General features: G+C 43.3%; 24 protein-coding genes. 20 read left to right on the top strand and 4 right to left on the bottom strand.

Going from position 1 to position 26236, the window contains the following annotated elements; all coding sequences use genetic code 11:
* Positions 1 to 6: 6 nt before the first annotated feature.
* Entirely contained in the window at positions 7 to 210 is a 204-nt protein-coding gene (locus AR335_RS11605; RefSeq protein ID WP_062235687.1) for a hypothetical protein, read from the top strand.
* A gap of 67 nt (positions 211 to 277) precedes the next feature.
* Here AR335_RS11605 and AR335_RS11600 read toward each other — a convergent pair whose 3' ends face one another.
* Entirely contained in the window at positions 278 to 1024 is a 747-nt protein-coding gene (locus AR335_RS11600; RefSeq protein ID WP_082683525.1) for a COG4705 family protein, read from the bottom strand.
* Positions 1025 to 1177: 153 nt separating this feature from the next.
* On the bottom strand, positions 1178 to 1351 hold the full coding sequence (locus AR335_RS23975) for a hypothetical protein (protein ID WP_156418941.1): 174 nt from the start codon (positions 1349 to 1351) through the stop codon (positions 1178 to 1180).
* A gap of 62 nt (positions 1352 to 1413) precedes the next feature.
* Between AR335_RS23975 and AR335_RS11595 the strand changes: the two genes are divergently transcribed.
* The 15 genes from AR335_RS11595 to AR335_RS11525 all read left to right on the top strand — a co-directional run bounded on the left by AR335_RS11595 (position 1414) and on the right by AR335_RS11525 (position 22864).
* Positions 1414 to 2157, top strand: coding sequence for a DUF2161 domain-containing phosphodiesterase (locus tag AR335_RS11595; RefSeq protein ID WP_062235684.1), 744 nt, complete (start codon positions 1414 to 1416; stop codon positions 2155 to 2157).
* A 132-nt stretch (positions 2158 to 2289) separates the two neighbouring features.
* Positions 2290 to 5199, top strand: coding sequence for a type I pullulanase (gene pulA / locus AR335_RS11590; protein WP_062235680.1), 2910 nt, complete (start codon positions 2290 to 2292; stop codon positions 5197 to 5199).
* Positions 5200 to 5355: 156 nt separating this feature from the next.
* Positions 5356 to 6360, top strand: coding sequence for a hydroxyectoine utilization dehydratase EutB (gene eutB / locus AR335_RS11585; protein ID WP_062235677.1), 1005 nt, complete (start codon positions 5356 to 5358; stop codon positions 6358 to 6360).
* A 145-nt stretch (positions 6361 to 6505) separates the two neighbouring features.
* Positions 6506 to 8212: a PucR family transcriptional regulator gene (locus tag AR335_RS11580; protein WP_062235674.1), complete on the top strand. Its 1707-nt coding sequence runs from the start codon at positions 6506 to 6508 to the stop codon at positions 8210 to 8212.
* Between the two features lie 237 nt (positions 8213 to 8449).
* Positions 8450 to 9643, top strand: a complete 1194-nt coding sequence (locus AR335_RS11575) for a M24 family metallopeptidase (RefSeq protein WP_062235671.1) — start codon at positions 8450 to 8452, stop codon at positions 9641 to 9643.
* Between the two features lie 17 nt (positions 9644 to 9660).
* On the top strand, positions 9661 to 10665 hold the full coding sequence (locus AR335_RS11570) for a cyclodeaminase (RefSeq protein WP_062235668.1): 1005 nt from the start codon (positions 9661 to 9663) through the stop codon (positions 10663 to 10665).
* A 14-nt stretch (positions 10666 to 10679) separates the two neighbouring features.
* Complete coding sequence (locus tag AR335_RS11565) at positions 10680 to 11879, top strand: cystathionine gamma-synthase family protein (RefSeq protein WP_062235665.1); 1200 nt, start codon at positions 10680 to 10682, stop codon at positions 11877 to 11879.
* A gap of 35 nt (positions 11880 to 11914) precedes the next feature.
* Positions 11915 to 13162 (top strand): M20 metallopeptidase family protein, encoded by a 1248-nt coding sequence (locus tag AR335_RS11560; protein ID WP_062235662.1) that lies wholly within the window; start codon positions 11915 to 11917, stop codon positions 13160 to 13162.
* Positions 13152 to 14207 (top strand): homoserine dehydrogenase, encoded by a 1056-nt coding sequence (locus AR335_RS11555; protein WP_062235660.1) that lies wholly within the window; start codon positions 13152 to 13154, stop codon positions 14205 to 14207. Before AR335_RS11560 ends, AR335_RS11555 begins: the two co-directional genes overlap by 11 nt.
* Before the next feature lie 22 nt (positions 14208 to 14229).
* The gene (locus AR335_RS11550) at positions 14230 to 15669 is read left to right on the top strand and encodes an aldehyde dehydrogenase family protein (RefSeq protein WP_062235656.1); all 1440 of its coding nucleotides are present in this window, start codon (positions 14230 to 14232) and stop codon (positions 15667 to 15669) included.
* A gap of 6 nt (positions 15670 to 15675) precedes the next feature.
* Positions 15676 to 17202, top strand: coding sequence for a glycine betaine/L-proline transporter ProP (proP, locus tag AR335_RS11545; RefSeq protein WP_082683459.1), 1527 nt, complete (start codon positions 15676 to 15678; stop codon positions 17200 to 17202).
* A 126-nt stretch (positions 17203 to 17328) separates the two neighbouring features.
* Positions 17329 to 18798 carry an MFS transporter gene (locus tag AR335_RS11540; RefSeq protein WP_062235651.1) on the top strand — a complete coding sequence of 490 codons (1470 nt, stop codon included), beginning with the start codon at positions 17329 to 17331 and terminating at the stop codon, positions 18796 to 18798.
* Between the two features lie 254 nt (positions 18799 to 19052).
* Positions 19053 to 19499: a GNAT family N-acetyltransferase gene (locus tag AR335_RS11535; protein ID WP_062235648.1), complete on the top strand. Its 447-nt coding sequence runs from the start codon at positions 19053 to 19055 to the stop codon at positions 19497 to 19499.
* A gap of 197 nt (positions 19500 to 19696) precedes the next feature.
* Entirely contained in the window at positions 19697 to 20209 is a 513-nt protein-coding gene (locus AR335_RS11530) for a hypothetical protein (RefSeq protein WP_062235646.1), read from the top strand.
* Between the two features lie 228 nt (positions 20210 to 20437).
* Complete coding sequence (locus tag AR335_RS11525) at positions 20438 to 22864, top strand: transglycosylase domain-containing protein (RefSeq protein WP_082683458.1); 2427 nt, start codon at positions 20438 to 20440, stop codon at positions 22862 to 22864.
* A gap of 34 nt (positions 22865 to 22898) precedes the next feature.
* Here AR335_RS11525 and AR335_RS11520 read toward each other — a convergent pair whose 3' ends face one another.
* Positions 22899 to 23105, bottom strand: coding sequence for a MerR family DNA-binding protein (locus AR335_RS11520; protein ID WP_062235643.1), 207 nt, complete (start codon positions 23103 to 23105; stop codon positions 22899 to 22901).
* Positions 23106 to 23187: 82 nt separating this feature from the next.
* Here AR335_RS11520 and AR335_RS11515 point away from each other — a divergent pair, with 82 nt between their 5' ends.
* The gene (locus AR335_RS11515; RefSeq protein WP_062235640.1) at positions 23188 to 23946 is read left to right on the top strand and encodes an SDR family NAD(P)-dependent oxidoreductase; all 759 of its coding nucleotides are present in this window, start codon (positions 23188 to 23190) and stop codon (positions 23944 to 23946) included.
* A 44-nt stretch (positions 23947 to 23990) separates the two neighbouring features.
* Here the strand turns inward: AR335_RS11515 and AR335_RS11510 are convergent, their stop codons facing one another.
* Positions 23991 to 24539, bottom strand: coding sequence for a GNAT family N-acetyltransferase (locus tag AR335_RS11510; protein ID WP_062235637.1), 549 nt, complete (start codon positions 24537 to 24539; stop codon positions 23991 to 23993).
* Between the two features lie 112 nt (positions 24540 to 24651).
* Between AR335_RS11510 and AR335_RS23140 the strand changes: the two genes are divergently transcribed.
* The 3 genes from AR335_RS23140 (at position 24652) to AR335_RS11500 (ending at position 26156) form a co-directional block, all read left to right on the top strand.
* Complete coding sequence (locus AR335_RS23140) at positions 24652 to 24792, top strand: winged helix-turn-helix transcriptional regulator (protein ID WP_082683457.1); 141 nt, start codon at positions 24652 to 24654, stop codon at positions 24790 to 24792.
* A 463-nt stretch (positions 24793 to 25255) separates the two neighbouring features.
* A complete protein-coding gene (locus AR335_RS11505; RefSeq protein WP_062235634.1) occupies positions 25256 to 25930 on the top strand; it encodes an AlkZ-related protein in 675 nt (224 codons plus the stop codon).
* Positions 25931 to 25946: 16 nt separating this feature from the next.
* Positions 25947 to 26156, top strand: a complete 210-nt coding sequence (locus tag AR335_RS11500) for a hypothetical protein (protein ID WP_062235631.1) — start codon at positions 25947 to 25949, stop codon at positions 26154 to 26156.
* Positions 26157 to 26236: the final 80 nt, after the last annotated feature.

Genomic DNA, 26236 nt, shown 5'->3' with positions numbered 1-26236 from the left:
TACACTGTGGCTATTTTAGAAAAACTTCTTTCGCTCTTTCAATTTAGATCATCTTCATTAGAGGAGGATGAGTATATCGCATGTCCTGAATGTGAGGGAACGGGAGAATTTGATACAGATATAGCATGTGAATACTGTGACGGAAAAGGAAAGATTGAAGAAACAGAGTACTATGAAATGCTTACGAAAGGTGATTTTGAAGAATTATAAATAAAAAAATGTAAGCATACAAAAAAGCGCTCCTGAAAATGGAGCGCTTTTTATGCTAGCATAAAGGTTAACTTTCCAGCGGGGACTCATCTCTTCGTGTCTTCGTCAGATAAGTAACGAGAGCCAAAATAATAACCAGGAAGATCACACTTGTTCCAGTCGTTCCGAGACCAAGTCCTCCTGCATGGTGGGACTGTGAAAGAAAATCGCCAATTGAAGCGCCAAGTGGGCGTGTTAAAATATAGGCGATCCAGAAGGAAAGAACTGCATTCATGTTAAACTTGTAAAAAGCAAGGGTTACTAAAGCAATCACAGCAGCGAAAATAATTCCGGATTTCCAGTAGCCTAATCCCATATCTTCAGAGACAAGGTCTCCGGCTGCTGTACCAAGTGCAAAGGTAAACAAAATAGCGAGCCAATAAAAGGTTTCCCGTTTCGTTGTAAAGATGGAGTGGATTGAAAGGGTCTTTTCAGCGGCATACCAAGCAGCGAAGGTAATGGCTAATACGATGGAAAAAACAATCGTCGATGTCACCAGGGGCACTCCGAAATGATCGGTGAGATTGTCGGTGATCAATGTTCCAACTACACTGATGAGCACGACCGCCAGCCAATAAATACTCGGTATATATTTTCTAGCTTTAAACTGAAAGACCAAGGTGATGATCAAGAGAACGCTCATGACATAGGTTGTATTGGTCAGTCCCCAGTGCAGCTTGAAGGTAAGAAAATCGGCTGCTGTTTCACCAACCGTTGTGGCCATAATTTTAATGATCCAAAAGAAAATGGTGACCTCCGGAACTTTATTCAGCATTTGGCGTCCGATAGAGGTTTGAGTGTTTTCAATGTTTTCCAAATCTATTTCCTCCTTTTTTATGAAGATGGATGATTACATAATCAACCATACATAAGAGCAATTAAATTTACCTGAAAATTAAATTAAAAATGAATGAAAACGTCTCTTTTTCTAAAAGATTGTGCTTTGGGAACATTTTTGTGAAAAGTCTTCAATGATTGTTGATTGGAGTGCAAGGTGCGAGACTCCAGCGGGACGAGCGTGACAGGTGAAACCCGCAGGCGCTAGCGCCGAGGGGTTCAGCGCACGCCCCGCGGAAAGCGAGCAACCTGAAACGGAAATCAACCACTCTCAAGAGCAACAATGGTTGCGAAAACAGCCATTAAAAAAGACAGGCAGAGGTCTTTATGAACAAAAAAAATGACAAACGATATGAAACAGACTTGTACGAACCAGTAAGGGATTTTTTTATGGAAAAAGGCTTTGAAGTGTATGGGGAGGTCAACCACTGTGACATTGTGGTGGTCAAGGAAGATGAATTGATCATTGTCGAATTGAAGCTGAATCTGAATGTTGACCTCCTCGTCCAGGCAACAAACAGACAAAGGCTGACGGATTTCGTATACATCGCTATTCCGTGGCCTAAATACAAATTAAGATCAAAAAAGTGGCAGGACACCCTTCATTTGATCAGAAGGCTGGAGCTTGGCTTGCTGCTCGTTTCATTTCCAAAAAGCGGACCTGTAGTGGAAACCATTCTTTCTCCTGGAGCGTTTGACCGGTTAAAAAGCCAGCAGCGCTATAAGAAGAAACGAACCAAGCTTCTGGAAGAAATTAAGGGAAGAAATGGAGATTATAATGTTGGAGGCAGCAACAAAAAGAAGCTCATGACCGCCTACAAAGAAAATTGCATCCAGATCGCCTTTCTGCTTGATCAGCTTGGGCCGTTGTCCCCAAAAGCGCTTCGGGAGCTAGGGACAGGTGCGAAAACCCTTTCGATTCTGAACAAAAATTATTATGGCTGGTTTGAGAAAATTGCCAGGGGAATGTATGGGGTCAGTGAAAAAGGAAAGAAAGAGATGGCTTTGTTTCCTGAGCAAGTCAGGTATTACAGCGAGTTACTGGAAAAAGTAAAACCGGAAACGGATTAGAAACCTCTAATTCGTTTTTTTTGCCAATCAGACTAATTACCCATCTATTGTGCAACCGCTTTCATTTGTTTCTTTATAATGGTAAAGTTATGTTTGAAATCCACATTTTGTAATGTAAAGGGAGGATAAGGAATGAAGTTGGCATTGATCAAGCGATTTATTGCATTACTCTCGATTTTTACTTTAGTCATTGGGGGGTTTTTTTCTTTCTATTTTGTGCAATCGTTTGCAGAAGCGGTGTCTGGAAAAACAAAAGTCACGATTCACTACAAGCCTGCAGAAGGCAACACGAAGGACTGGAATTTATGGGTCTTTCCTGAAGGCGGAGAAGGAAAAGCCTATCCGTTTACAGGAGAGGACAAGTTCGGAAAGGTAGCCGAGATCGAGCTTGACGGTACATACAAGAAAGTCGGCTTCATCGTAAGAACGGACAGCTGGGAAAAGGATGGAGGAGACCGTTTTATTGATATCTCTGCCGGCGAAGGCGAAGTTTGGGTGAAGTCCGGTGATGACAATACTTACACAGAGCCGCCAGATGGAGAGTACCGAGACCTTCCTGCTTATGAAGATATTAATGTGAAGTTTCACTATTTCAGATACGACAATCAATATGAGGGCTGGAACCTATGGACCTGGCCGGAGAACGGCGAAGGAAAATCGGTTCAATTTACCGATGAAGATGAATTTGGCAAAGTGGCCAACATCAAGTTGGAAAACTTGAAGGACGTTCATAAAATCGGGCTTATTGTAAGAAAAAGCGTGCCCGGAAATGAGTGGGCGGATAAGGAATTTAATGATAGATACGTAACAAAGTTTCACGAAGACGGTTCTGCAGAAGTGTGGATCGCACAGGGGCAGGAGCGCATTTATTATGACAAAGACTTGGTCGACCGTACGCCGAAAATCGTAAAAGCCAGCCTTGATGGGTTCAATGAAATTACGTTTGAAACCAACTTCCCGTTTGATATAAAAAATCACGGTCTTTCACTATCAGGCGGAGCAGCTATAAAAGAAGTTGTTCCTTATGACAGCAAAGCAGGCGATTTTACAAACAAAGTTAAAGTCATCACTACGAAAAATCTGGATCTTACAAAAGTTTACAAGATCTCTAAAGAGAATTTTGGAGTAGCTGCCGTCCAGACTGGCAAGGTGGTCCGTACACCGGAATTTGATAAGCAGTTCTTCTATAACGGTAAAGATTTAGGAAACACCTATTCTAAAAAAGAAACGAGTTTCAGGCTTTGGGCACCAACTGCTAGTGAAGCCAAGATCGTGGTCTACAAATCATGGAAAGAAGAGAAGGGGACCGAGCTGCCATTGAAGAAGTCCGAGCGAGGCACTTGGAAAACAACTCTTAACGGCAATCAAGAGGGTCTGATTTATACGTACAAAGTAAAGATTGGCGACCAGTGGAATGAAGCCGTGGACCCCTACGCACGTGCAGTAACGGTAAATGGCGATAAGGGTGCTGTTATCAATTTGGATAATACCGATCCGAAGCATTTTCACAAAAGAATGAAGGCCTTCACTCCTGAAGATGCCATCATTTACGAGCTTCATGTCAGAGATTTATCCATGCATCCAAAAAGCGGCATCAAGCATAAAGGAAAGTTCTTGGGAGTAGCTGAAGAAAAAACAACCGGGCCAGCGGGAGTAAAAACAGGACTGAACCATATTAAAGATCTCGGTGTTACACACGTTCAGCTGCTTCCAATCTATGATTATAATACGGTTGATGAGACAAAATTGAATGAACCGCAATTCAACTGGGGCTATGATCCTAAGAACTATAATGCACCAGAAGGCTCGTATTCTACTGATCCTTATAAGCCAGCAGTCCGGGTCAATGAGATGAAACAGATGGTCAACACCCTGCATCACAACAAACTTCGGGTCATTATGGACGTGGTATATAACCACATGTTCGCAGCAGGGGAGTCTAACTTCCAGAAGCTTGTACCGGGCTATTATTTCCGCTATAACGAAGATGGGACATTGGCGAACGGTACAGGTGTGGGGAATGATACGGCATCAGAGCATAAGATGATGCGCAAATTTATCGTAGATTCTGTGAGCTATTGGGCCAAAGAATACAATCTGGATGGTTTCCGATTCGACTTGATGGGCATCCATGACGTTGAAACGATGAACCAGGTCAGAAAAGCATTGAACACAATTGATCCTTCTATTATAGTGCTTGGCGAAGGTTGGGATCTCAACACACCGATTGATCCTGAAACCAAAGCGAATCAAAAGAATGCCGGAAAAATGCCGGGAATCGCTCATTTCAACGATGGCATACGTGATGGTCTAAAAGGCAGCGTGTTCAATGATACAGATAAAGGATTTGTGAACGGTAAACCGGGTACAGAGGATGCCATTAAAGAAGGTGTAAAAGCAGGCATCGATTATCCAAGCACGACGGCGACCTATAAAGATCCGCAGCAAGTGATCACATACGTAGAAGCTCACGATAACCACACCTTATGGGATAAATTGCAGCTGACCAATCCAGAGAGTTCAGTTGATACCCGTAAGAAAATGCACAAGCTTGCGTCCTCTATTATCCTGACGTCACAAGGCATTTCGTTCCTGCATGCCGGCCAGGAGTTCATGAGAACGAAAGGCGGCGATCATAATAGCTACAGATCTCCTGATTCTGTGAACCAGCTTGATTGGCAGCGCCGAGCAGACTTCAGCAAAGAAGTAGATTATATGAAAGGCCTTATCAAGCTGCGCAAGAGCCATCCGGCATTCCGAATGAGAACAGCACAGGATATCCGAAGTCACTTAATGTTCCTTCCAGCTCCGAAAAATACAGTCATTTATGATCTGAAAGGACACGCAAACAAAGACAAGGCAAAAGATCTAGTTGTCGTGTACAACGCCAACGAAACTGTACAAACGATTTCTCTTCCAACGGTCGGACCATGGAAGGTGCTTGCCAATGGTGAGAAAGCGGGAAACAAATCACTCGGTACCCTGCTGGGCAAAAAGATAAAGATTCCTGCACTTAGTGCTGTAGTTCTTGAAGGTAAATGATAAAAAGTCTAAAGGCTGCCGGCGTAACCCGGCGGCCTTTTTGATGTCAATTTGTACGAAAACTCAATTCAATCACTATTCACTATTAACAGTAGATTACAGAATATTCATACTATATAATCCGAAGTAGGAATGATACTCAGGGAGGGGACCAGCATGAATGAAATAATAAGTACAAACATAAAAGCTGAAGTGAGGATTCGGGAGGTGTGGGAAGCCAAAAAGAGGATCGGTTCCTTGATAAAAAAAACACCTGCTGTTGAATCTTTTATTCTATCTGAAAGAGCAGGACGGCCTGTTTATCTTAAACTTGAGACGGTTCATGATACAGGAGCATTTAAAGTCCGGGGGGCAGCGAACAAAATTTTAAGTTTAAGTGAAGAGGAAAAAAAGAGGGGAGTTACAACGTATTCTACGGGAAATCATGGAATGGCAGTAGCCTATGTGGCGAAAAAGCTAGGCATTGAGGCCACTGTTTGTATATCCAACCGGGTGCCAAAAGCAAAAGTTGATTCTCTTAAGAGACTGGGTGCTGTCATTGAATTTTGTGGAGAAAGCCAGGATGAGGCTGGCGAAAGATGTTTCACATTAGAAAAAGAGCAGGGATTGACCGTGATCGAGCCATTCGATGATCCGCACATAATCGCAGGACAGGGTACCATTGGTTTGGAACTGCTTGAAGATATTCCATGTTTAACTGATGTGATCGTGCCGCTTTCGGGTGGGGGGCTGCTATCCGGCATTGGTATGGCGGTTAAGTCAAACGACCCGGGGATCAGAGTGACTGGGGTTTCCATGGCAGAATCCGCAGTGATGTATGAAAGCCTTAGAGCAGGGAAACCCGTAAAATTACCTGAGAAGGACACGCTTGCTGACAGCCTGCTCGGAGGAATTGGCCTGGACAATCGCTATACCTTTGAAATGGTAAAAAGGTATATGGACCAGGTTCTATTAATCTCTGAAGATGAAATTGCCTACAGCATGGCCTATATGATGGATCATCACCGAATGATCATGGAAGGAGCAGCAAGTACTGCAATTGCAGCATTATTAGGAAAGAAAATAGAGCGCCAGGAAGGAGCAATTGCTGTCATTATCACAGGCCATAATGTAGATCTTTCGGTGGTACAACGAATTCTTCAAACCTACTCACCTTCTTGAAATTACCCATTTTTCCGTAAGATTGTACAGGGGAATTTGGTTTTGTGTTGAAAATATAGTAGAGATCTTCCCGATTATTGTGATGTGCTATATTTAACAATATGTATAATTCAGGAAGGAACATCTTGCGGTCAGGAGGGTTCATATGAGGTTAGCAGTAGGGGATATATTAAACTTCGAGATTATGAAAAATGCCAGAGTACGAACTGGGGGCCATATCCTGAACGAACGGTATGTTCAATGGATTTCTGCTATAGAGATGCCAGTAGAGAATTTTGTCCGCAAAAATGAAGTGGTCCTGAGCACGGCCATTGGGTGCGGCCATGATGTTTTGTTATTCAAAAAATTTGTTGAAGACATCATACAATCTGAAGCTTCAGCGCTTATTATTGCTTTAGGCCGTTACATATATGATGTTCCAATAGAAGTGATGGTGCTTGCAGAAAAACATAACTTTATCATTATCGAAATTCCATGGGAAATCCGTTTTGCTACCATCATTGAAGATGTTCTTAGAGAACTCAATGACAGGCAGTTTAAAGACCGGGAAAAATCCGAAAAAGTTCAGCAGGAACTCCTTAAACTCATTCTGAAGGAGACAAGCCTGAACGAAATATCCGGTTATATTCAAAAACATATAGGCTGTCCTCTCGTTATTACGGACAGAGCGGGAATTATTCAGGACAGGGCTGAAGCATGCGAGCTTGACGCCAGATGGAAATACTATGACATGAAAGATTGCATCTCCACAGAAAAAACACCTGCCGTTCTGCCGCAGGATCCGATGTTTCAAAAGTTTCATCTTATTGAACGTGAGGGTGAGTCAATTCTTCAACTGCCAATACTAAAGGCTTCAGGTGATATACAGGGATATTTATTTGTTCTGCCTCCAAACGATTTGGTGATCGAAGAGTTTTTAAATCAATACCGTGTGAACGTGCTCGAACATTCTGCTACCACGATCGCTCTTTGGCTGTCGCGCCAAAATGCCATTGAAGAAACGGAGATACGTCTTCGCAGTGATTTTGTTCAGGAATTGGCAAAAGGAGAGTTTTCTTCCCGGGAACAAGCTGAATCCAGAGCAAAATTGCTCGGGTTTAATATTAAACTCCCTTATGTTTGTATTGCTGGCTATCCTGAAAACCTGGAACTATTGTTTAAAAAAAGAAAGCAGCACTATGATTCGTATGAGCACTGGCTTGACAGCATGATCCGCTACATTGAGGAAGAAATTTATTATGCGGCACAATATCTAAAAAAAGAAGTGATGATGACCTATCAAGGCGAAAAACTTATTCTTTTTGTAGAAATCACAAGCAATGAGAACCCTGCACATCATTTTTTGGATCTGGTTGAGAGGCGTCTCCGGAATCTGCTGCCGGATGTCATCATTTCATGGGGAATCGGCGGGCATCAGGAGGAGGTTACTGGGTTTAATAAAGGATTTGACCAGGCAAAGACCGCACTGCAGATTGGAAGAAATAAGAAGGGAGCAGGACACCGGGTACTGTATGAAAACACAAAGGTTGATCGGGTGTTGTTGACTCTTGCACAGAACGAAGAAATGAAAGAAATCATCGTATCAGCGATCGAACCGCTTATTCAATATGACCAGCAGCGCACTATGGATCTTATCGGAACGTTCACCACCTACAATGAATGCCACGGAAATGTGAGTCAGACCGCGCGCCTGTTAAATCTTCACCGGCAATCCCTATTGTACAGGCTTCGTAAAATAGAGACCCTGACCGGCCTTTCCCTGATCGACACGGATGATTTATTTTTATTGGATCTCAGTATCAAAACCTGGAAGTTAGGGTTAACTGAAGCACGATATCCTATTAACAGCTAAATACATTCAAAGATAAATTAACAATCTTTTATTTATAAAATATTTGAGAGCTTGTCTGAACATGGACAAGCTCTTTTTTTATGTGTGCTAGCTATTCTGAAAAATTGACTAAAACTTTTTACAAAAGTTCATACATATTTGCAGATGATGAATAGATGGAGGGTGTTCTATACTAAGTTTATAAATTAATTATTCATAAAATTCTAATAATTATACAGAAACAGGAGGGAAGGTCCTATGTCATTTGGGACAGCTGAATATCAGGAAAGAATTTATAAAACGAAAAAGAGTATGGCAGAGAAAGGAATAGAAGTCCTCCTGATTACAGACCCGGCCAATATGAACTATTTGTCAGGATACGATGGATGGTCGTTTTACGTCCATCAAATGCTGATCGTCATTAATGACGAAGATCAGCCGATCTGGATCGGCCGCGGCCAGGATGCCAATGGGGCAAAAGCAACGTCATGGCTTTACCATGAGAACCTGATTCCTTATTCCGACGATTATGTCCAATCGGACTCGAAGCATCCTATGGATTTTGTGGCCGATATCCTAAAGCAGATCGGGCAGGACAAGCGTTCGATCGGTGTGGAGATGGACAATTATTATTTTACGGCTAAATGTTATGAGCAGTTAAAGAAGGGGCTGCCCAATGCTTCGTTTAAAGATGCCACATTATTAGTAAACTGGGTTCGCCTCGTAAAATCAGATGCCGAAATTACGTATATGAAACGCGCCGCTGAAATTGTGGAAAATGCCATGATGAAAGGAATCGGGCTCATTAATGAAGGCGTCAGGGAATGTGATGTGGCCGCCGAGATTTTTCATACCCAAATCAAAGGGACGAAAGACTTTGGCGGTGACTATCCGGCGATCGTGCCCCTGCTGCCTTCAGGAGAAAAAACGTCTACACCTCACTTGACCTGGACGGATGACCGGTATAAAAAAGGGGACTCCGTCATTTTGGAACTGGCAGGCTGCTATAGACGGTATCATTCCCCGCTTGCAAGAACAGTAAATATCGGACCGCCATCCGACAAGCTCAAAAATCTTTCCGATGTTGTAGTAGAAGGGCTGAATGCATGCCTGGACATGATCAAGCCGGGAATTGCCTGTGAGGAAATTGAAGAAACGTGGAGAAAGACGATCCACAAAAGCGGCATTGTTAAAGAATCAAGGCTTGGCTATGCGATGGGACTTAATTATCCGCCGGACTGGGGTGAGCACACGGCAAGCATCCGGAAAGGAGACCGAACCATTCTGCAGCCGAATATGACCTTCCACCTTATCCCCGGAATCTGGCTTGATCAATACGGTTTTGAAGCCAGCGAATCTTTCCGGGTAACAGCGGACGGCTGTGAAGCCTTTGCTTCAATGCCAAGACAGCTGTTTATCAAAGATGGAGTACTGGAAACGAACATGAACTAAAAGGGGTGAAGGGAAAAATGTATATTTTCACAGAACAAGAATTGAAGCAGCATATCTCATTAAACCCGGAGGCTCTTTCCGTTGTTGAAGAAGGCTTTTCTTACCTAGCCGAAGATAAAGTAACCATGCCGCCTATCATGCGGGTTGATGTTCATGATCAGAACGGAGAAGTGGACGTGAAAACCGCCTATGTCGAAGGGAAAGACATGTTTGCGATTAAAGTGTCTTCTGGATTTTTTAACAATTACCAGATCGGCCTGCCGAGCGGAAGCGGACTGATGATGCTCATCAGTGCAAAAACAGGTGTGCCGAAGGCGATCTTGCTGGATAACGGTTATCTTACCGATATTCGTACGGCTGCCGCGGGTGCTATTGCTGCTAAATATCTATCAAGAGAAAAGATACAAACCGTTGGCGTGATCGGCTCAGGAAGCCAGGCGAGATACCAGGTAAAAGCCTTGCGGCTAGTAAGGGACTTTCAAGAGGTGCTCGTCTATGGTCGGTCAGTTGAACGGGCGAAGGCCTATGCTGAGGAAATGTCAGCTGAACTTGGGATTGAGGTAAAAGCGGTCGAAAGCGCAGAGGCGGTTGTACGTAACAGCGATCTCGTCATTACAACAACGCCGGCAAAGGAACCGGTGATTAAAGCAGAATGGCTCCATCCAGGAATTCATATTACAGCGATGGGATCGGACGCCGAGCACAAGCAGGAACTCGAGGCTGAAGTATTGGCACAGGCCGGCCGGCTTGTTTGCGACACCATCGCTCAATGTGAGCGGTTGGGCGAACTTCATCATGCATATGATCGAGGACTTTTATCCCGTGAACAACCTATCGTTGAGCTCGGGGAGCTGACTTCGCAAAAAACAGTAGGCCGGCAGGATGAAGAACAGATTACGGTCTGTGACTTAACCGGAACAGGAGTACAGGATACCGCCATCGCTTTGTTTGCTTTTCAAGAAATGTTGAAACGAGGACTTGGTTTGAAAATAGAAAACAAAGAAGCAGCCTTAAAAAATTAACGAGGAGTGATCTCATGACAAATCAAAACGTTAAAGCAGGCACGAAGTCCGTGTGGGCAGGGGAAAAAGAGTATTTGGTGCACGGTGCTACTCAGGTGCCGGTCGTTCTAAGTGTAGCGTATGGCTACGACGATATGGATGAATGGTATGACGTCGCCATCGGGAAGAAAAAAGGGCATATATACGGACGAAACACAAATCCGACGGTCCAGGCTTTTGAAGACAAAGTAAAAATTCTCGAAGGAGCCGAAGCAGCTACGAGTTTTTCAACTGGAATGGCAGCGATCAGCAATACACTTTCTACTTTTTTAGTGCCTGGTGACCGGATCGTCTCCATCAAGGATACCTATGGCGGAACCAATAAAATATTCACAGAATTCCTCCCCCGGCAGCAGATCGAGGTTGCGTTATGTGAAACCGGAAACCATGAACAGATTGAAAAAGAAGTAGCAAAAGGCTGCAGTATTCTGTATTTGGAAACACCAACCAATCCAACGGTTAAAATTACAGACATTGAGAGGATGGCCAAAGCAGGACGTGAAGCGGGTGCGTTAGTGGTAGTTGACAATACGTTCGGAACACCGATCAACCAGAATCCGCTCGCTTTGGGAGCAGATCTTGTCATCCATAGTGCGACCAAATTTTTGGGAGGACATGCCGATGCGCTTGGAGGCGTAGTCTGCGGTTCGGGGGAATTGGTGGAAAAAATCTATCATTTCCGTGAAATCAACGGAGCAACGATGGATCCGATGGCTGCTTACCTCATCTTAAGGGGGATGAAAACCCTTCAGCTGCGTGTTCGCCAGCAAAGTGAAAATGCAATGGAGCTTGCTAAATTCCTCCAAACGCAAGACTTGGTAGAAGGAGTTTATTATCCTGGACTTGAAACACATCCAAACCATGAAATTGCGAAAAAGCAGATGAAGGGATTTGGCGGAATGCTCAGCTTTGCGGTAAAAGGAGGCGTCGAAACGGTCAGGGACCTGCTTCCAAAATTGCAATTTGCTAACCGTGCGGCCAATCTTGGCGCAGTGGAAACAACCGTCGGCCCTGCACGTACGACAAGCCACGTGGAATGTACACCGGAAGAACGGGCGGCGATGGGAATTCCTGAAGGATTGATCCGCATCTCCTGCGGCATAGAGGACATCGAAGATATTATTGCAGACTTTGAGCAGGCTTTTCAACATGTGGAAATTGCTTTAAAAGTCTAAAAGATAGCAAGTGTGTTTGAGGAGATGAATGACAAATGGCAAATCATCAGTTTGTTGCTGCTTCGGTAAAAGGGTTGAATGAAAAATTGATTGCATGGAGGCGGCAGATCCATCAAAACCCTGAAGTCAGTTTTCAGGAATTTGAAACGTCAAGCCTTGTGGCAGAAACATTAAGGCGGATTCCCGGAATGAAAACGGAGATCGGAGTGGGTGTTCCCACTGGTGTTGTAGGAACCCTTACCTCAGGGGAAGGACCGGTCATCGGTATCCGCGCAGACATGGATGCCTTACCCATTCATGAGAAAAATGCAATTGGTTACAAATCCGGGAACGAGGGTGTGATGCATGCTTGCGGTCATGATGCCCATACGTCCATCCTGCTGGGGGTTGCCAGCCTTCTGGCAGATGCATTTGAACGGGGAGATATACAGGGTACGGTAAAATTTGTTTTTCAGCCGGCAGAAGAAAGCATTGATGAACAAGGACTTTCAGGTTCTCCGTATATGGTTCAGGCAGGAGTCTATGATGAAGCAGACGCAGCCATAGCCCTCCATATGTGCCCTTGGCTTCCGGCTGGTGCTATTCAAGTGAACGATGGCTACAGCATGGCCAATGTTGATGTGTTCCAGGGCAAAATTTATGGAACAGGAGGACACGGTGCTTATCCTGAACAGGGAACCGACCCCATTTGGATGCTGGGGCCTGTCATGCAGGCACTGCATGGCATTGTGGCACGGAAAGTATCGGCAATGGAGTCAGCCGTGATCAGCATAGGTGAGATCCATGCGGGTTCGGCAAGCAATATTATTCCTACCGAGGTATCCATATCGGGAACGATTCGCAGCTATTCACCTGAAATACGCGGCATGCTCGCCTCAGAATTGGAAAAGGCGTTTTCGATTGTTCAGCCTCTAGGAGGAGAGTACTCTTTCAAAGTAGACCGGGGCGAGCCTGCGCTGAAGAATCATAAAACCATCAACAAGTGGTTTATGGAGGCGGCAAGAGAGCTTTATCCCGAAATCACGATTAAAAGAGGCCCGTTTGGAATGGGCGGAGAAGATTTTGGATATGTAACACAGAAAATGCCGGGTGCCATGTTCTTTTTGGGATGTGCCGAGCAAGGACAAGACCAGAGAGATTTGCACACTCCATTTTTTGATATAAATGAAGACTGCCTGCCAATCGGGACAGCGATTCTAGCACAGACAGCTATAAAGTATTTAAAAGGCGAGGTATTCCTGCCAAGCCGTGAAAAGGTGGAGGTAGACACATATGGCACATAAACTTGCTTTTATTGGGTTTGGAACAGTCGGCCAGGGATTGGCTGAAATTCTAAGGGACAAGCACGAAGATTTAAAGGCTAATGAGCATTTTGAAGCTGAAATTGTGGCCATCTCTGATTTTAACAAAGGTTCAATCTATCACCCAAACGGTCTGAACATTAATACGGTTTTACAAGTGCTGCGGAATACTGGAAATCTGGAAAACTACCCGCCGGTCCCTGGCCTCGTGACCGGCTGGGACAGCCTAAGGACCATTCGTGAAACTAATGCGGATACCATTATTGAGGTTTCCTATACCGATGTACGTACAGGACAGCCTGCCATCGATCATTGCCGGACGGCATTCTTGGCGAAAAAAAATGTGGTCATGACCAATAAGGGCCCGGTTGCATTGGCGTATAAGGAGCTTTCTGAATTGGCAAAAGGGGAAGGCGTGTACTGGGGATTTGAGGGAACAGTTATGAGCGGAACCCCTTCATTAAGGATGCCTGCTGCCGCTTTGGCGGGGAATGAGATTACAGAAATTCGCGGCATCTTAAACGGTACTACCAATTTTATCTTAACCAAGATGGAAGAAGAGGGAGTAATGTATGAGGAAGCGTTGAAAGAAGCCCAAAAACTGGGTTATGCAGAAGCCGATCCAACCAGTGATGTTGAGGGCTATGATGCGCGATATAAGATTACCATTCTGTCAAACTATGTGATGAACGAACCTTTGCTGGTAGAAGAAGTATCATGCCGGGGGATTACAGATCTCACCCTGAAGGATATTGAAGAGGCAAAAGCCGAAGGGAAACGGTGGAAACTGCTGGCCAAAGCTCGTAAAGAAAACGGGAAAGTTAATGCTTCTATCGCTCCTGAAAAGATCGATATGACTGATCCGCTTGCTTCCATCAGCGGAGCTGTAAACGCCATTGCTTATGATTGTGATCTCTTAGGAACTGTTACGCTAAGCGGAGCAGGTGCAGGTAAGGTTGAAACAGGCTTTTCCTTGTTAATCGATTTAATTAACATTGATCGCGAAAGAAAACTCGTAAACATTTAAACAGTGGAAGGCGGGGATGTTGATGACGACTCAGGTTGCTGGCCAAAAGATGTTTTTAGCAGGAAAATGGGTACACCGTGATAGAACCATTGAGGTTCGGGACCCGCAGGATAACAGAATGATAGACACTGTTCCTGCAGCTTCAAGAGAAGATATGCTGGCTTGTATTGAGCACGCAAAAGAAGGAGCAAAGATTGCCGCCGCCATGCCGGTGTATGAACGGATGGCTGTCATTCATAAAGCGGCAGACTACATTGAAGCCAATAAAGAAAAGTACGCTTTGACCATTGCGAAGGAAGGCAGCAAGACGATCCGTGAAGCTGCAAAAGAAACCGAAAGATGCATTCAGACCCTCCGTATCAGTGCAGAAGAGGCAAGAAGGATTCAGGGGGAGACCATTCCCTTTGACCAAATGGAAGGGAACAACAACCGGGTCGGCTACTATCAGCGTTTTCCAATTGGAATCATTGGCGCGATCACTCCATTTAATGACCCCCTGAACCTGGTCGCCCATAAAGTAGGGCCGGCAATTGCTTCAGGAAACGCTATCATCGTAAAGCCGGCAACGGTCACTCCGCTAAGTGCGCTGCTGCTTGCTGAGGCATTTGCCCATGGGGGGCTGCCTACAAAAGTATTGTCCGTCATTACGGGACATGGAAGCGAGATTGGAGATGTTCTTGTCACTCACCCAGCCATTCGGATGATTTCCTTTACAGGAGGAGTAGAGGCTGGAGAAGAGATTGTAAGAAAAGCCGGCTTAAAAAAGGTGAGTATGGAACTCGGCTCTAATTCTCCGGTTATTGTTCTGGAAGATGCGGACTTGCATGATGCCGTTGAATCCACAGTCTCCGGAGCCTATTGGGCAGCCGGCCAAAACTGCCTGAGTGTGCAGAGAATCTATGTTCAGCAGAGCATTATGTCCGATTTTGAAAAGTCGTTTGTTACGCGAACAAAACAGTATATCGTAGGCGATAAGCTGTCAGAGCTTACCGATATAGGTCCGCTAATCACTGAAAAGGAGGCGATGCGTGTAGAGAGTCTTGTGAATGAAGCCGTTGATAAAGGGGCTGAACTGCTGACAGGAGGCAAGCGTAATCAAGCGTTTTATTCTCCGACCGTTCTAAAGAATATTCCGGATGACAGCACAATTGCAAAAGAAGAAATTTTTGGCCCGGTTGTACTCCTATACGCTGTTGCGGATGTGGATGAGGCCATTGAAAAATCCAATGAAGTAAGCTACGGACTGCAGGCAGGTATTTTTACAAAAAACATTGATAAAGCTCAAAAAGCGATTGCCAGGATGGATGTAGGAGGCATCATGATCAACGACAGCAGTGACTACCGAATCGATGCCATGCCGTTTGGCGGGGTGAAGAAGTCAGGCTTGGGACGGGAAGGAATTAAATTTGCGATACAAGAAATGACAGAACCAAAAGTCGTTTGTTATAAACTATCTAACTGAAAAGAGATGAGTGAGAAAACAAGCAAGATTTACGGTATTAAGAGGAGGTACGATGTGGAAAGAGGACAAATAGAAAAGCTGACCAAAGAGGATATCACAGTTGTTGACAATAAAATTGCGAAAAAATCAATATTTGGAACATCTCTTGGCAATGCCATGGAGTGGTTTGATTTTGGCATCTATTCCTACTTAGCGGTTACGATTGGTAAAGTATTTTTCCCTGAAATCGATCCTTCTGCCCAGTTAATCTATGCTTTTGCAACGTTTGCGGTGGCATTTATCGCGAGGCCGATCGGCGGTATAGTGTTTGGAATGATGGGTGACCGTTTAGGCCGAAAGAAAGTTTTGGCCATAACGTTAATCATGATGGCCATTGCCACATTAAGCATCGGACTCATTCCGGGCTATGCAACGATCGGAGCCGCAGCACCAGTTTTATTGCTTGTTGCAAGAATGATACAAGGCTTTTCTACCGGAGGAGAGTATGCAGGTGCGATGACGTTTATCGCTGAATCTACACCTGATAAGAAACGAGGGTTTATGTCAAGCGGCCTTGAAGTCGGAACACTTGTCGGGTTCATCGCCGGATCGGGATTAGTTACTCTGCTTACCTTTCTGCTTGGATCTGAAACTATGCTTGAATGGGGCTGGAGAATTCCTTTCTTAATTGCCGCACCTTTAGGGCTGATCGGGTTTTATTTCAGATCGCATCTGGAAGAAACCCCGGCATTCCAGGCGATGAAGGAATCGGCAAAAGAGAGGAAACAGCAAACCTCCCTGAAACATATTTTTACGGAGCACTGGCGTTCCCTTTTGATTTGCATTGGCGTCGTTTTTTTCTATAACACCATAAACTATATGATTCTTACGTATATGCCCTCTTATTTATCAGAACAGCTTGGTTTTGGTGAAACAAAGGGGCTGGTCCTCATCCTATTTGTCATGATTGCAATGATTCCCTTTGTTTTGGCAATGGGATACTGGGGTGATCGGATTGGAAGAAACCGCCTGATTAAAGGAGCGTTAATCGGTACGATCGTACTCAGCATTCCGGCGTTCCTCATGATGGGCACGGGTTCAAGCATTTTGGCTTTTCTGGGATTGCTGACCCTGAGCTGTTTGTTTACAGCCTTTCAAGGCACATTACCTGCTGCATTGCCGTCGTTTTTTTTCACAGAGGTACGATATGGTTCCTTGGCGATAACGTACAATGTTTCAACCTCCATCTTTGGCGGAACTACACCTTTAATCGTAGCATGGCTCGTTAAAGCAACGAATAACAGTATGCTGCCGGCTTATTATTTGATCACGGTCTGTGTTATCGGGATTTTTGTAGTAGCATTATTCGTTAAAGAAACAGCAGGAAGGTCATTAAGGGGATCGTACCCCGCTGTAGAAGATCCTGGTGAGATAAAGGAAATACTAATGAATTCAGAGGAAGCTTTGTGGTGGAAGGAAGAAGTTCGGGAGAGAAATGAAAGAGCAGCATTGAAAGAAAAAATAAGCATTTTGGGATCTCAGCAGAAAATATAGGAAACATCCGATAAAACTGTTGCAGGCTGCCGAGGCTGACTCGGCAGCCTTTTTATATGAAAATGGTTAGTTTGGGATCGATTTAGGGAAAAGGTTTAGTACAACAACTTTTTAATTTTATGCAGTATGAGGAGGCACGCTGTGGATAGAAAAAATAGTAATAGATTACAAAAAGAAGATATTACGGTTGTTGATACAAAAATCGCAAAACAATCGATCCTGGGGACCTCGCTTGGTAATGCCATGGAATGGTTTGATTTTGGTATTTATTCTTATTTAGCGGTAACCATTGGCAAAGTTTTTTTTCCTGAAGTCGATTCTTCTGCCCAGGTGATTTATGCTTTTGCGACATTTGCAGTAGCATTTATCGCGAGGCCGATCGGCGGTGTAGTGTTTGGAATAATGGGTGACCGTTTAGGGCGAAAAAAGGTACTGGCCATTACATTGATCATGATGGCGATTGCAACACTCAGCCTCGGGCTAATACCCGGCTATAAGTCTATCGGGATTGCGGCGCCCATCCTTCTGCTGGTTGCCAGATTGGTGCAAGGCTTCTCAACCGGCGGAGAATACGCTGGGGCCATGACGTTTATTGCAGAATCAACTCCGGATAAAAAGCGCAGTTTTATGTCAAGCGTTTTAGAGGTAGGAACTTTGGCCGGCTATATTGCTGGTTCAGGGCTTGTGACCCTGCTGACCTTTATTCTAGGTTCGGAAACCATGCTGGAATGGGGCTGGAGAATTCCGTTCTTTATTGCAGCTCCACTAGGTTTAATCGGTTTATATTTCCGTTCTCACCTCGAGGAAACACCTGCTTTTCAGGCAATGGAGGAAGAACAAGAGGAAAAGAAAAAGGATTCGTCTCTTAAAGAAATTTTCCTCAATCATTGGAGGTCCCTATTGATCTGTGTAGGCATTGTTCTCTTTTACAATACAATTGTCTACATGGTGCTAACCTATATGCCGACTTACCTTTCTGAACAGATCGGTTATGGAGAAACAAAAGGGCTGCTGCTCATTCTCATTGTGATGGTTATTATGATTCCTTTCGTTTTGGGAATGGGGTATTTGGGTGACCGGATTGGAAGAAATAAAATTTTGATAGGAGCTTTGATTCTAACCATTATTTTAAGCATACCGGCCTTTATGCTGGCGGGGAATGAAAATGGCAATAATGCCTTCTTCGGAGTGCTGATTTTGGGATGTCTGCTCACCGCTTTTCAGGGAACGCTCCCGGCAACACTTCCTTCTTTATTTTTTACAAACGTTCGATATGGATCACTAGCCATTACTTACAATGTATCTACTTCCATCTTTGGCGGAACGACTCCGCTCATTGTTGCCTGGCTGGTGAAAGAAACCAATAATAAACTGCTGCCGGCCTATTATTTAATGGCGGTCTGTACGATCGGTATTGTTGTTGTAGCTTTCTTTGTCAAAGAAACAGCAGGCCGTTCATTGCGTGGATCTCTTCCAGCTGTTGAAGACCCAGGCGAGATCAAAGAGATCTTGCGGGATCCTGATGAAGCTTTATGGTGGGAAGAAGAAGTGCCAGCTAGTGAGGGAAAACCGGTTGGTGAGAGTAAACAAGCGTAAAACTGTATTTAATGAGGCTGTCGAGGAGACTCGGCAGCCTTTTTTATGGTGTCTCGTCGGCGAATTGAACCAAAATCGAGGAGAATTGAACCAAAGTCCAATTAATTGAACCAAACTGAATATTGAGATAACTTCGCCGAGGGTTTTTCAGATGATTCTCCGTTCATTCATTATTCGGCAGGTTAAAAGAGGATTAGAAGACCGAGAGAAGAATAGTTTTTTAGAAGACATGGAATAAAGAAAGGAAGTTACAGATGAAATTGGAAACAGAACGGTTAACCATCATACCCTGCAGCAGACCATACATAGAATCACTATCGCCTGATGCATATCCAATCAGAAACCAAATTAAGTCCTACGTTGAACAGTTAGAACAAGACCCTGAGCTATACGGATGGGGTGTGTGGCTGGTCACAGAAAAGGAAACGGGAATGATTGTCGGAGATATTGGATTCAAAGGGAAACCCAGTGCCGAACGAACAGTAGAGGTCGGTTATGGAATCATTCCGTCTGCTCAGCAAAAAGGATACGCCACCGAATCGGTAAAGGCGATAATCGATTGGGCCTTTACTTCTGACCAAGTTAACCGTGTCATTGCAGAATGCTTGATAAACAATGATCCTTCCATCCGTGTATTGGAAAAAATGAACATGAAGCGTTTAGGGCAAGAGGGTGAAATGCTGAATTGGGAGTTAAAATAGGAAGAAGCGGGATTGACTAAGAATACTGCAGCGTTCTCATGATATGAGGGCTGCTTTTTTATTTTAGTAAAACTTTCAATTAATTTTATGATAAACTGTAAGTAATTGGGAGTTGTTTGGGAATTGATCTTAAATAGACTTCAAACAACAAGAGAATAAGCAATTGAAATAGCCTTCAATGGAAATGGGGTTTGTTGATGAAAAACGGCTGGGGAGCTGCGTTTGTGTTATCTTTTATCGCAGCAGGAATCTATTTATATGTGGTTAATTACGGGTACCACACCAAAAAAGAGGCACTGCAGAAGGGCTGGACGAAAGAAGCCATTGAATTAAACACGGAGAAGGTTCAATCGGTTACTGTCCCCAATAGCCCTTATGTTCTGGAGATAACGAACGCACCTCATAAAATTTATGTTTTTAAAATAACAAAGCATTTCGGTAAATATAAAGCATCCCTGGCTGATGTATATCTTTTATATCAGAGCATCAATAAAGATGGAATGTATTTTAACAAAAATTTACTGGAATTTGGTTTCGATACAGACAAACCGAGGAATAAAGATATTTATATTGATCATCAAAAAATGAGATACCTCTCTTTGGGCAAGTACTTTTCTAAAAGCAAGTTTGCCTGGAGCTACCAAAACTTATCCTTTTATTACCCTGAGCATCCAATGGAAACAAAGGCTATTGGTCCTGCATATCACTAAAAGCAGCATTCGAACGAGACATCATGTTCTTGTTCTTTTTTTAATTCATATAGATTAAAAAGCTGGAAAAACGGGTACTAGTACTTCTGACCTGTTTGTAATAAAAATGTAACATTTGTGAGATGTATTCGTATTATTTTCTATTAAAATAGTATAAAATTGGTGTTCAGGAAAAATAAACTATTTCAGCATAGGGAACAGCATGGAACAATTTAAGGAGAGTTAATGATGGAAAAGAAAAATTCAGCTTCACGATTGGAAAGAAGAAAACAGAACAAAAGGCCTAAACGTTTTCGAAAATTCCTTACATACAGTACACTAACTTTTCTTGTTCTCTTTCTTTTAGTGGTTATTGGCGGGGGGGCAACCGTATTTTCAGTTGCAAAAGGCGCTCCTGAATTGAACCCCGAAAACCTGAAGTATTCACGTACTTCCACCGTCTATGACATGAACAATGAGAAAGTCGTTTCAATCAGCGGGAAGGAAAAGAGAGATTATGCTCACATTAAAGATATTCCGCCGCTCGTTCGGAACGCTTTTATTGCGACAGAAGACGTTCGATTCTACAAACATAACGGAATTGATACGAAAAGGGTCGCAGGAGCCATTCTTTCCAATATAACTCACGGATTTGGTTCAGAAGGTGCCAGTACAATCACACAGCAGGTTGTAAAAAACTCGTTCTTATCACCAGAAAAGACAGTAACTAGGAAGGTACAAGAAGCCTATTTGGCGATCCAGCTTGAACGGAAATATTCCAAGGATCAGATTCTTGAATTCTATTTAAATAAAATCTACTTCGGAAATAGTGCCTATGGAGTAAAAACAGCAGCAAAAACGTATTTTAATAAGCCTCTGGACCAGCTGACCATCGGCGAGGCTGCATTGCTTGCCGGACTGCCACAGCGTCCGAGCGGGTATGATCCATTCGTACATCCAGAGTTAGCGGAACAGCGAAGGAATGTGGTCTTGTCGCTACTGCACAAAAACGGATATATTTCTGAGCAGGAAAAAGTAAAAGCGCAGCAGCAGCCAATTAAGAAAATGCTTGTGAAACCTAAGAAGTCTCAGCCGAGATACGAAGCGTTTTTACAGCAGGTCATTAAAGACGCACGAAAAGAAGGCATTTCTGAAAAAGAACTGTTTGAAGGCGGATTGAAAATCTACACGACGCTTGACCAGGATGCCCAATCTCAAGCAGAAAAAATCTTATCAACGGAGGATTATATCCGTTACCCAGACAATAAATTTCAGGCGGGGGCCGTTCTCCTTGATACTGAAACCGGCCAGATTCGTGCTATAGGCGGCAACAGGCTGGATGACAACAAACAGGCCATCAGAGGATTTAACTATGCGACCGATACAGAAAGGCAGCCGGGATCGACGATTAAACCGATTCTTGACTACGGCCCGGCGATTGAATACTTGAAATGGTCTACGAGTACTCCGATCAAGGATGAGCCGCTCGAAATCAACGGCAAGCAGTTCCAGAACTGGGATAAAACCTATCATGGTACGCTTTCTATGAGAGAAGCACTCGTCCAATCGTATAACATTCCTGCCATAAAAACGTTCCAGGCAGTAGGAGAAGCGAACGCGAAACAGTTTGCAGGAAACCTTGGAATTAAGCTGGATACGATCTATCCGTCCTATGCGATCGGCGGATTCAATAAAGGGGTTTCTCCATTAACGATGGCCGGTGCGTATTCTGCTTTTGGAAACAAGGGCGTCTATCATCAGCCAACAACATTAAGAAAGATTGAATATCCGAATGGAGAAGTGAAGCAGTTTAGCCATCAGCCAAAAACTGCCATGAGCGATTATACAGCTTACATGGTAACGGATATGCTGAAGAGTGTTGTCAATAACGGAACTGGCCGCATGGCTCAGATTCCAGGATTGGATGTAGCCGGTAAGACAGGAACGACGAACCTTCCGGCCAATGTCTATGGCAACGGCTCGACCGATTCATGGTTTGTCGGTTATACCACACGCTATACAGCAGCTGTCTGGACAGGATATGATCACCCGGGCCAGGATGCTTATGTAAAGAAAGAAGACCAAGTGATCGCTAAGCTGATCTTTAAAGAACTGGTATCCCATGTTTCAGCAAATAAGCTCACTGCCGATTTCCAAAAACCGGGATCTGTCGTTTCACGAGGCTCTGAGCTTTACGTGCAAGGAACTTCGATGCCTGCTATAGCACAGCAAAGCCATAAGGAAGACAAAAAAGAAGATCCATCAGCTGATGCTGAAAAAGAAAAGCAAGATAAAGAAAAAGAGAAAAAAGAAGAAGAACAAAAGAATAAAGATGATAAAGAAAAACCTAATGATGACGGTAAAACAAAACCGGATACTCCTGTCACACCGCCTAAAGATGATCAAGGCGGCAGCGATCAGGGTGGCAATGGCCAAGGCGGAAATGGCGGAACAGATCAGGGTGGGAATGATCAAGGCGGAGGAAATCAGGATAAGCCGACAGATCCAACAACTCCGCCTAAAGATAAGCCAGGAGACGGAACCACCAAACCGGGTACAGGTGATAAACCAACGGATCCTGAAACCGAGCCGCCGAAAGAACAGGATGATAGTAAAAAACCAGCGGAAACAAAGCCAAGTTCCTTGGAAAAGAATACCGTTGAAACAGACCAGTAACGTGAAAACCAGCACCTAGGTTCTGAAATCAGAACTAGGTGCTGGTTTTTAAATGCTCTGATTGAATCAATTCTTTATAGGATCCGATTTTATGATCCAGCATCTTTTCAGTTTCCTGAAGGGTGGTGATTTGCTCCCTCACCGAGGTTCGATGCACTTCGAGGAGACGGAGACGTGCTTCCCGCGTATGTTCTCCTTCTTGATACAGCCTTGAGTACTCCCTCATTTTACCCAACGGCATTTGCGTCTGTCGTTTGACTTAGAGTAAACTCTAACCCTTATAATCACCACAAGGCAAGAAATTATTGGAGGAGGTACTTTTTATGAAATATACCGTAATTACAGGTGCAAGTTCAGGAATTGGGTTTGAAACGGCGCTTGAATTTGCCGCACGAGGAAAAAACTTGGTAATCGCTGCACGCCGCGAAGAAAAATTGGAGGAGTTAAAGACAGAAATCGCGAAGGCTGACTCAGAATTAGAAGTTGTAGTTCGTGTCACTGACTTATCTGTTGCGAAAAATGCGTACGAGCTGTACGACAGCTTAAAAGATCTTGAAATTGAAACCTGGATCAACAATGCCGGGTTCGGAAACTTTGCTTCTGTAGGGGATCAAGATTTAAATAAAATAGGAGATATGCTTCATTTAAACATCGAAGCATTGACGATCTTGTCGTCTCTCTTTGTTCGTGATTATGCAAACACAGAAGATACACAGCTGATTAATATCTCTTCAGCTGGCGGTTATACGATTGTAGGGAGTGCGGTTACGTATTGTGCGACTAAATTTTACGTCAGTGCTTTTACAGAAGGACTTGCACAGGAATTAAAAGCAAACGGAGCAAAAATGCAAGCGAAGGTTCTGGCTCCTGCTGCCACTGAAACCGAATTTGCGCAGCGCTCCATGGATTTGGATAAATTTGAGTATGAAGGTGCGGTTCCTGAGTACCACACGGCTAAACAGATGGCCGGATTTTTGCTGGATCTCTATGACAGCAGCAAGGTTGTAGGAATTGTGAATGGCGAAACCTATGAGTTTGCGCTTAAAGACCCGATTTATCCGTATGTATCAAGAACAAGATAAATATCATTACTGAAAGGGTGGAGCTGATATCAGCTCCATCCATTTTAATGGTTACATCCAATTTCTCTTTTGCTTCGTAAAACAGTAATAAAACCATCCAATATATCATGACTCACAGTAAATCCTTTACGTTTATAGAATTCCAGTGCGTTAGTATTGCCATTTGAGACATAAATAAAATAATCTTCCACATCGTCAAATTGCTTGATCCAATCCATGGACATATGAAAAAGTTTGGATCCAATCCCATATTGCCTGTACTCTTCTTTAATATAAAATTGAGATAAACAGCCTACATGATCTCTGTTAACAGAAGAAAGATCAAAAAAAGTGGCAAATTCATTGGCATAGGCTTCTTTAGGAGAGATATTGGAATATACATAACCTACGATTTGATCATCATCTTTAACTACTACCGTATAATTGTGAACGGCATTATTTATTGATGGAATCAGCCTTGTTTCAAAATTCATATTGTCAAACAATTCAGGTGTTATGTAGGATTTTGATTTTTGAAAGGCCATGAGTTCATTGCAAATTTCTCTGCAGCATTCAATTTTTTCATCAGGTAAAACTTCATATTTTAACTTCAAAACTATCACTCCTTTATTTATCCTGCTTTTAATCAACTACGATATAATTTTATTACATAATCAAAGTAAAACAAGTGCAGTATTTTATTTCTAAGTCAGAAAAAACTTATTAATGGAGAACCAAGGACTTATCATTCGAAAGCAGTTTATGGAAATTCCACCAAGAGTAGAATACTCACTGACCAAAGCAGGCGAGGACCTGATCCCTTATTTAAAATCACTGGCTGAATGGGGAAAGTCCATGCAAAATTAAAATACGTCTCGATTGATTATGGTATATAATGGAATTGATGGATCTTTTCAGACATGTTTTTTATTTTGGGTGGTGTGTGACGGAACGCCCTTACAGAATATTTGCGATAGATGTACAAAAGAAATTACACTTAAAGATGGTTTAGTTACGGTAACGATGTTTTTTGAGGTGATTCCTTATCACGAGGAGTGCTATGCGCACGATCTAAAAAGAACAATATCTTTCTTTCTTAACAACCGTCGCTCAATGGTCTCTCAGGCAACATTTCTATGGTGATCTCTCCATTTTATTTGTGTTATGGTTGGTCTTTTTTACGGAAGGGTCCTTAAGGTTTGTTGCCCTTCTCGTTCGTTCTTATCCCGATTTTATACCGATTGTAATCTTATCTGGCGTATGAATGGCACTTGGAAGCTTAGGGGAAAGATGGATACATAATAAGGAAAGAACAAAGGGGAATGAGTGAATGCTTGATTATAAAATTAAAACGTACGAAGAAGCCATTGATATTGTGAATGAAGTAGGGTTGCTGCCGCTTGCTCCTTTGTTTCCCGATTATCCCTCACTTAGCAGTATTACGGTTAAGGAAAATTGGTATACGGAGACCGAATTTGATCCTTGGGGCTGGAGAACACGGTTTGCTGCAGATGGAATAGCCGCGTACGGAAAATTTGTTAAGAAAAAATCTGTTCTCATCTCCCGCGAACTCCTTCCTTATATAAGAACGGTTCTGGGGAATCCAATGTCTGTGAAGGACCGTTATTATAATGGCATGCTGTTAAAAGATGCCTTCGATCTTCACTCACACATCCTGCAGGAAGAAGGAATTGATACGAGGCTTTTAAGGGCAAAGGCTGATATGAAAGCAAAAGAGAAAAAGAAAGCCTTCGACAACGGATTGCTCGAGCTTCAGGCCTCTCTTGATATTGTCGTCTCAGGTACAAAGGAGAAACAAAATGCGATCGGCGAAAAAAATGGCTGGAACAGCACTTCCTATGAGACGATTGAGCATTGGACAGAAAAAAATAAGATAGAAAATATAGAGATTGATCGAGAGGAAGCACTCCAGAAGCTTTTACAGCATTTTTCAGTAATCAGCAGTCCAGAGTCTATGAAAAAATTCCAGAAACTATTTTTGTAAAAATAGGAGTGGGGCAATGAAACGAGAATTATCCCAGCTGGTTTTTACTTTTGTATTTGCAGTCATTCTGTTTTATTGTGTACGATATTTTCTTGCGACCAACGATGAAGCCATCACTTTCATCCTATGTTTATTTGTTACCCACCAGTTGCTTGAGAAAAATCAGTGGTTTATTGATTGGTATCTATCTTTTAGTACTGAAGGAGAGAACAATGATAGACGATAGACAGAAAAACTCCTGAAGTAATTCAGGAGTTTTTTTCATGCCTCACATATTGGATCAGCGATTAGCATGGAAGGGTTTGG

The sequence above is a fragment of the Fictibacillus sp. FJAT-27399 genome, assembly GCF_001510655.1.
GTDB classification, from domain to species: domain Bacteria; phylum Bacillota; class Bacilli; order Bacillales; family Fictibacillaceae; genus Fictibacillus_C; species Fictibacillus_C marinisediminis.
Note: the sequence above shows the minus strand (reverse complement) of the source record. Positions and strands in the feature narration are given on the sequence as shown.

Bases quoted from the DNA above. Each gene is read 5' to 3' on its own strand.
- AR335_RS11525 (WP_082683458.1), top strand. From the start codon at position 20,438: ATGGAAAAGAAAAATTCAGCTTCACGATTGGAAAGAAGAAAACAGAAC.
- AR335_RS11565 (WP_062235665.1), top strand. From the start codon at position 10,680: ATGACAAATCAAAACGTTAAAGCAGGCACGAAGTCCGTGTGGGCAGGG.
- AR335_RS11560 (WP_062235662.1), top strand. From the start codon at position 11,915: ATGGCAAATCATCAGTTTGTTGCTGCTTCGGTAAAAGGGTTGAATGAA.
- AR335_RS11600 (WP_082683525.1), bottom strand. From the start codon at position 1,024: ATGCTGAATAAAGTTCCGGAGGTCACCATTTTCTTTTGGATCATTAAA.
- AR335_RS11515 (WP_062235640.1), top strand. From the start codon at position 23,188: ATGAAATATACCGTAATTACAGGTGCAAGTTCAGGAATTGGGTTTGAA.
- AR335_RS23140 (WP_082683457.1), top strand. From the start codon at position 24,652: ATGGAGAACCAAGGACTTATCATTCGAAAGCAGTTTATGGAAATTCCA.
- AR335_RS11500 (WP_062235631.1), top strand. From the start codon at position 25,947: ATGAAACGAGAATTATCCCAGCTGGTTTTTACTTTTGTATTTGCAGTC.
- AR335_RS11520 (WP_062235643.1), bottom strand. From the start codon at position 23,105: ATGCCGTTGGGTAAAATGAGGGAGTACTCAAGGCTGTATCAAGAAGGA.
- pulA (WP_062235680.1), top strand. From the start codon at position 2,290: ATGAAGTTGGCATTGATCAAGCGATTTATTGCATTACTCTCGATTTTT.
- eutB (WP_062235677.1), top strand. From the start codon at position 5,356: ATGAATGAAATAATAAGTACAAACATAAAAGCTGAAGTGAGGATTCGG.
- AR335_RS11535 (WP_062235648.1), top strand. From the start codon at position 19,053: ATGAAATTGGAAACAGAACGGTTAACCATCATACCCTGCAGCAGACCA.
- AR335_RS11575 (WP_062235671.1), top strand. From the start codon at position 8,450: ATGTCATTTGGGACAGCTGAATATCAGGAAAGAATTTATAAAACGAAA.
- AR335_RS11530 (WP_062235646.1), top strand. From the start codon at position 19,697: ATGAAAAACGGCTGGGGAGCTGCGTTTGTGTTATCTTTTATCGCAGCA.
- AR335_RS11595 (WP_062235684.1), top strand. From the start codon at position 1,414: ATGAACAAAAAAAATGACAAACGATATGAAACAGACTTGTACGAACCA.
- AR335_RS11555 (WP_062235660.1), top strand. From the start codon at position 13,152: ATGGCACATAAACTTGCTTTTATTGGGTTTGGAACAGTCGGCCAGGGA.
- AR335_RS11540 (WP_062235651.1), top strand. From the start codon at position 17,329: ATGAGGAGGCACGCTGTGGATAGAAAAAATAGTAATAGATTACAAAAA.
- AR335_RS11570 (WP_062235668.1), top strand. From the start codon at position 9,661: ATGTATATTTTCACAGAACAAGAATTGAAGCAGCATATCTCATTAAAC.
- AR335_RS11505 (WP_062235634.1), top strand. From the start codon at position 25,256: ATGCTTGATTATAAAATTAAAACGTACGAAGAAGCCATTGATATTGTG.
- AR335_RS11550 (WP_062235656.1), top strand. From the start codon at position 14,230: ATGACGACTCAGGTTGCTGGCCAAAAGATGTTTTTAGCAGGAAAATGG.
- proP (WP_082683459.1), top strand. From the start codon at position 15,676: ATGAGTGAGAAAACAAGCAAGATTTACGGTATTAAGAGGAGGTACGAT.
- AR335_RS11580 (WP_062235674.1), top strand. From the start codon at position 6,506: ATGAGGTTAGCAGTAGGGGATATATTAAACTTCGAGATTATGAAAAAT.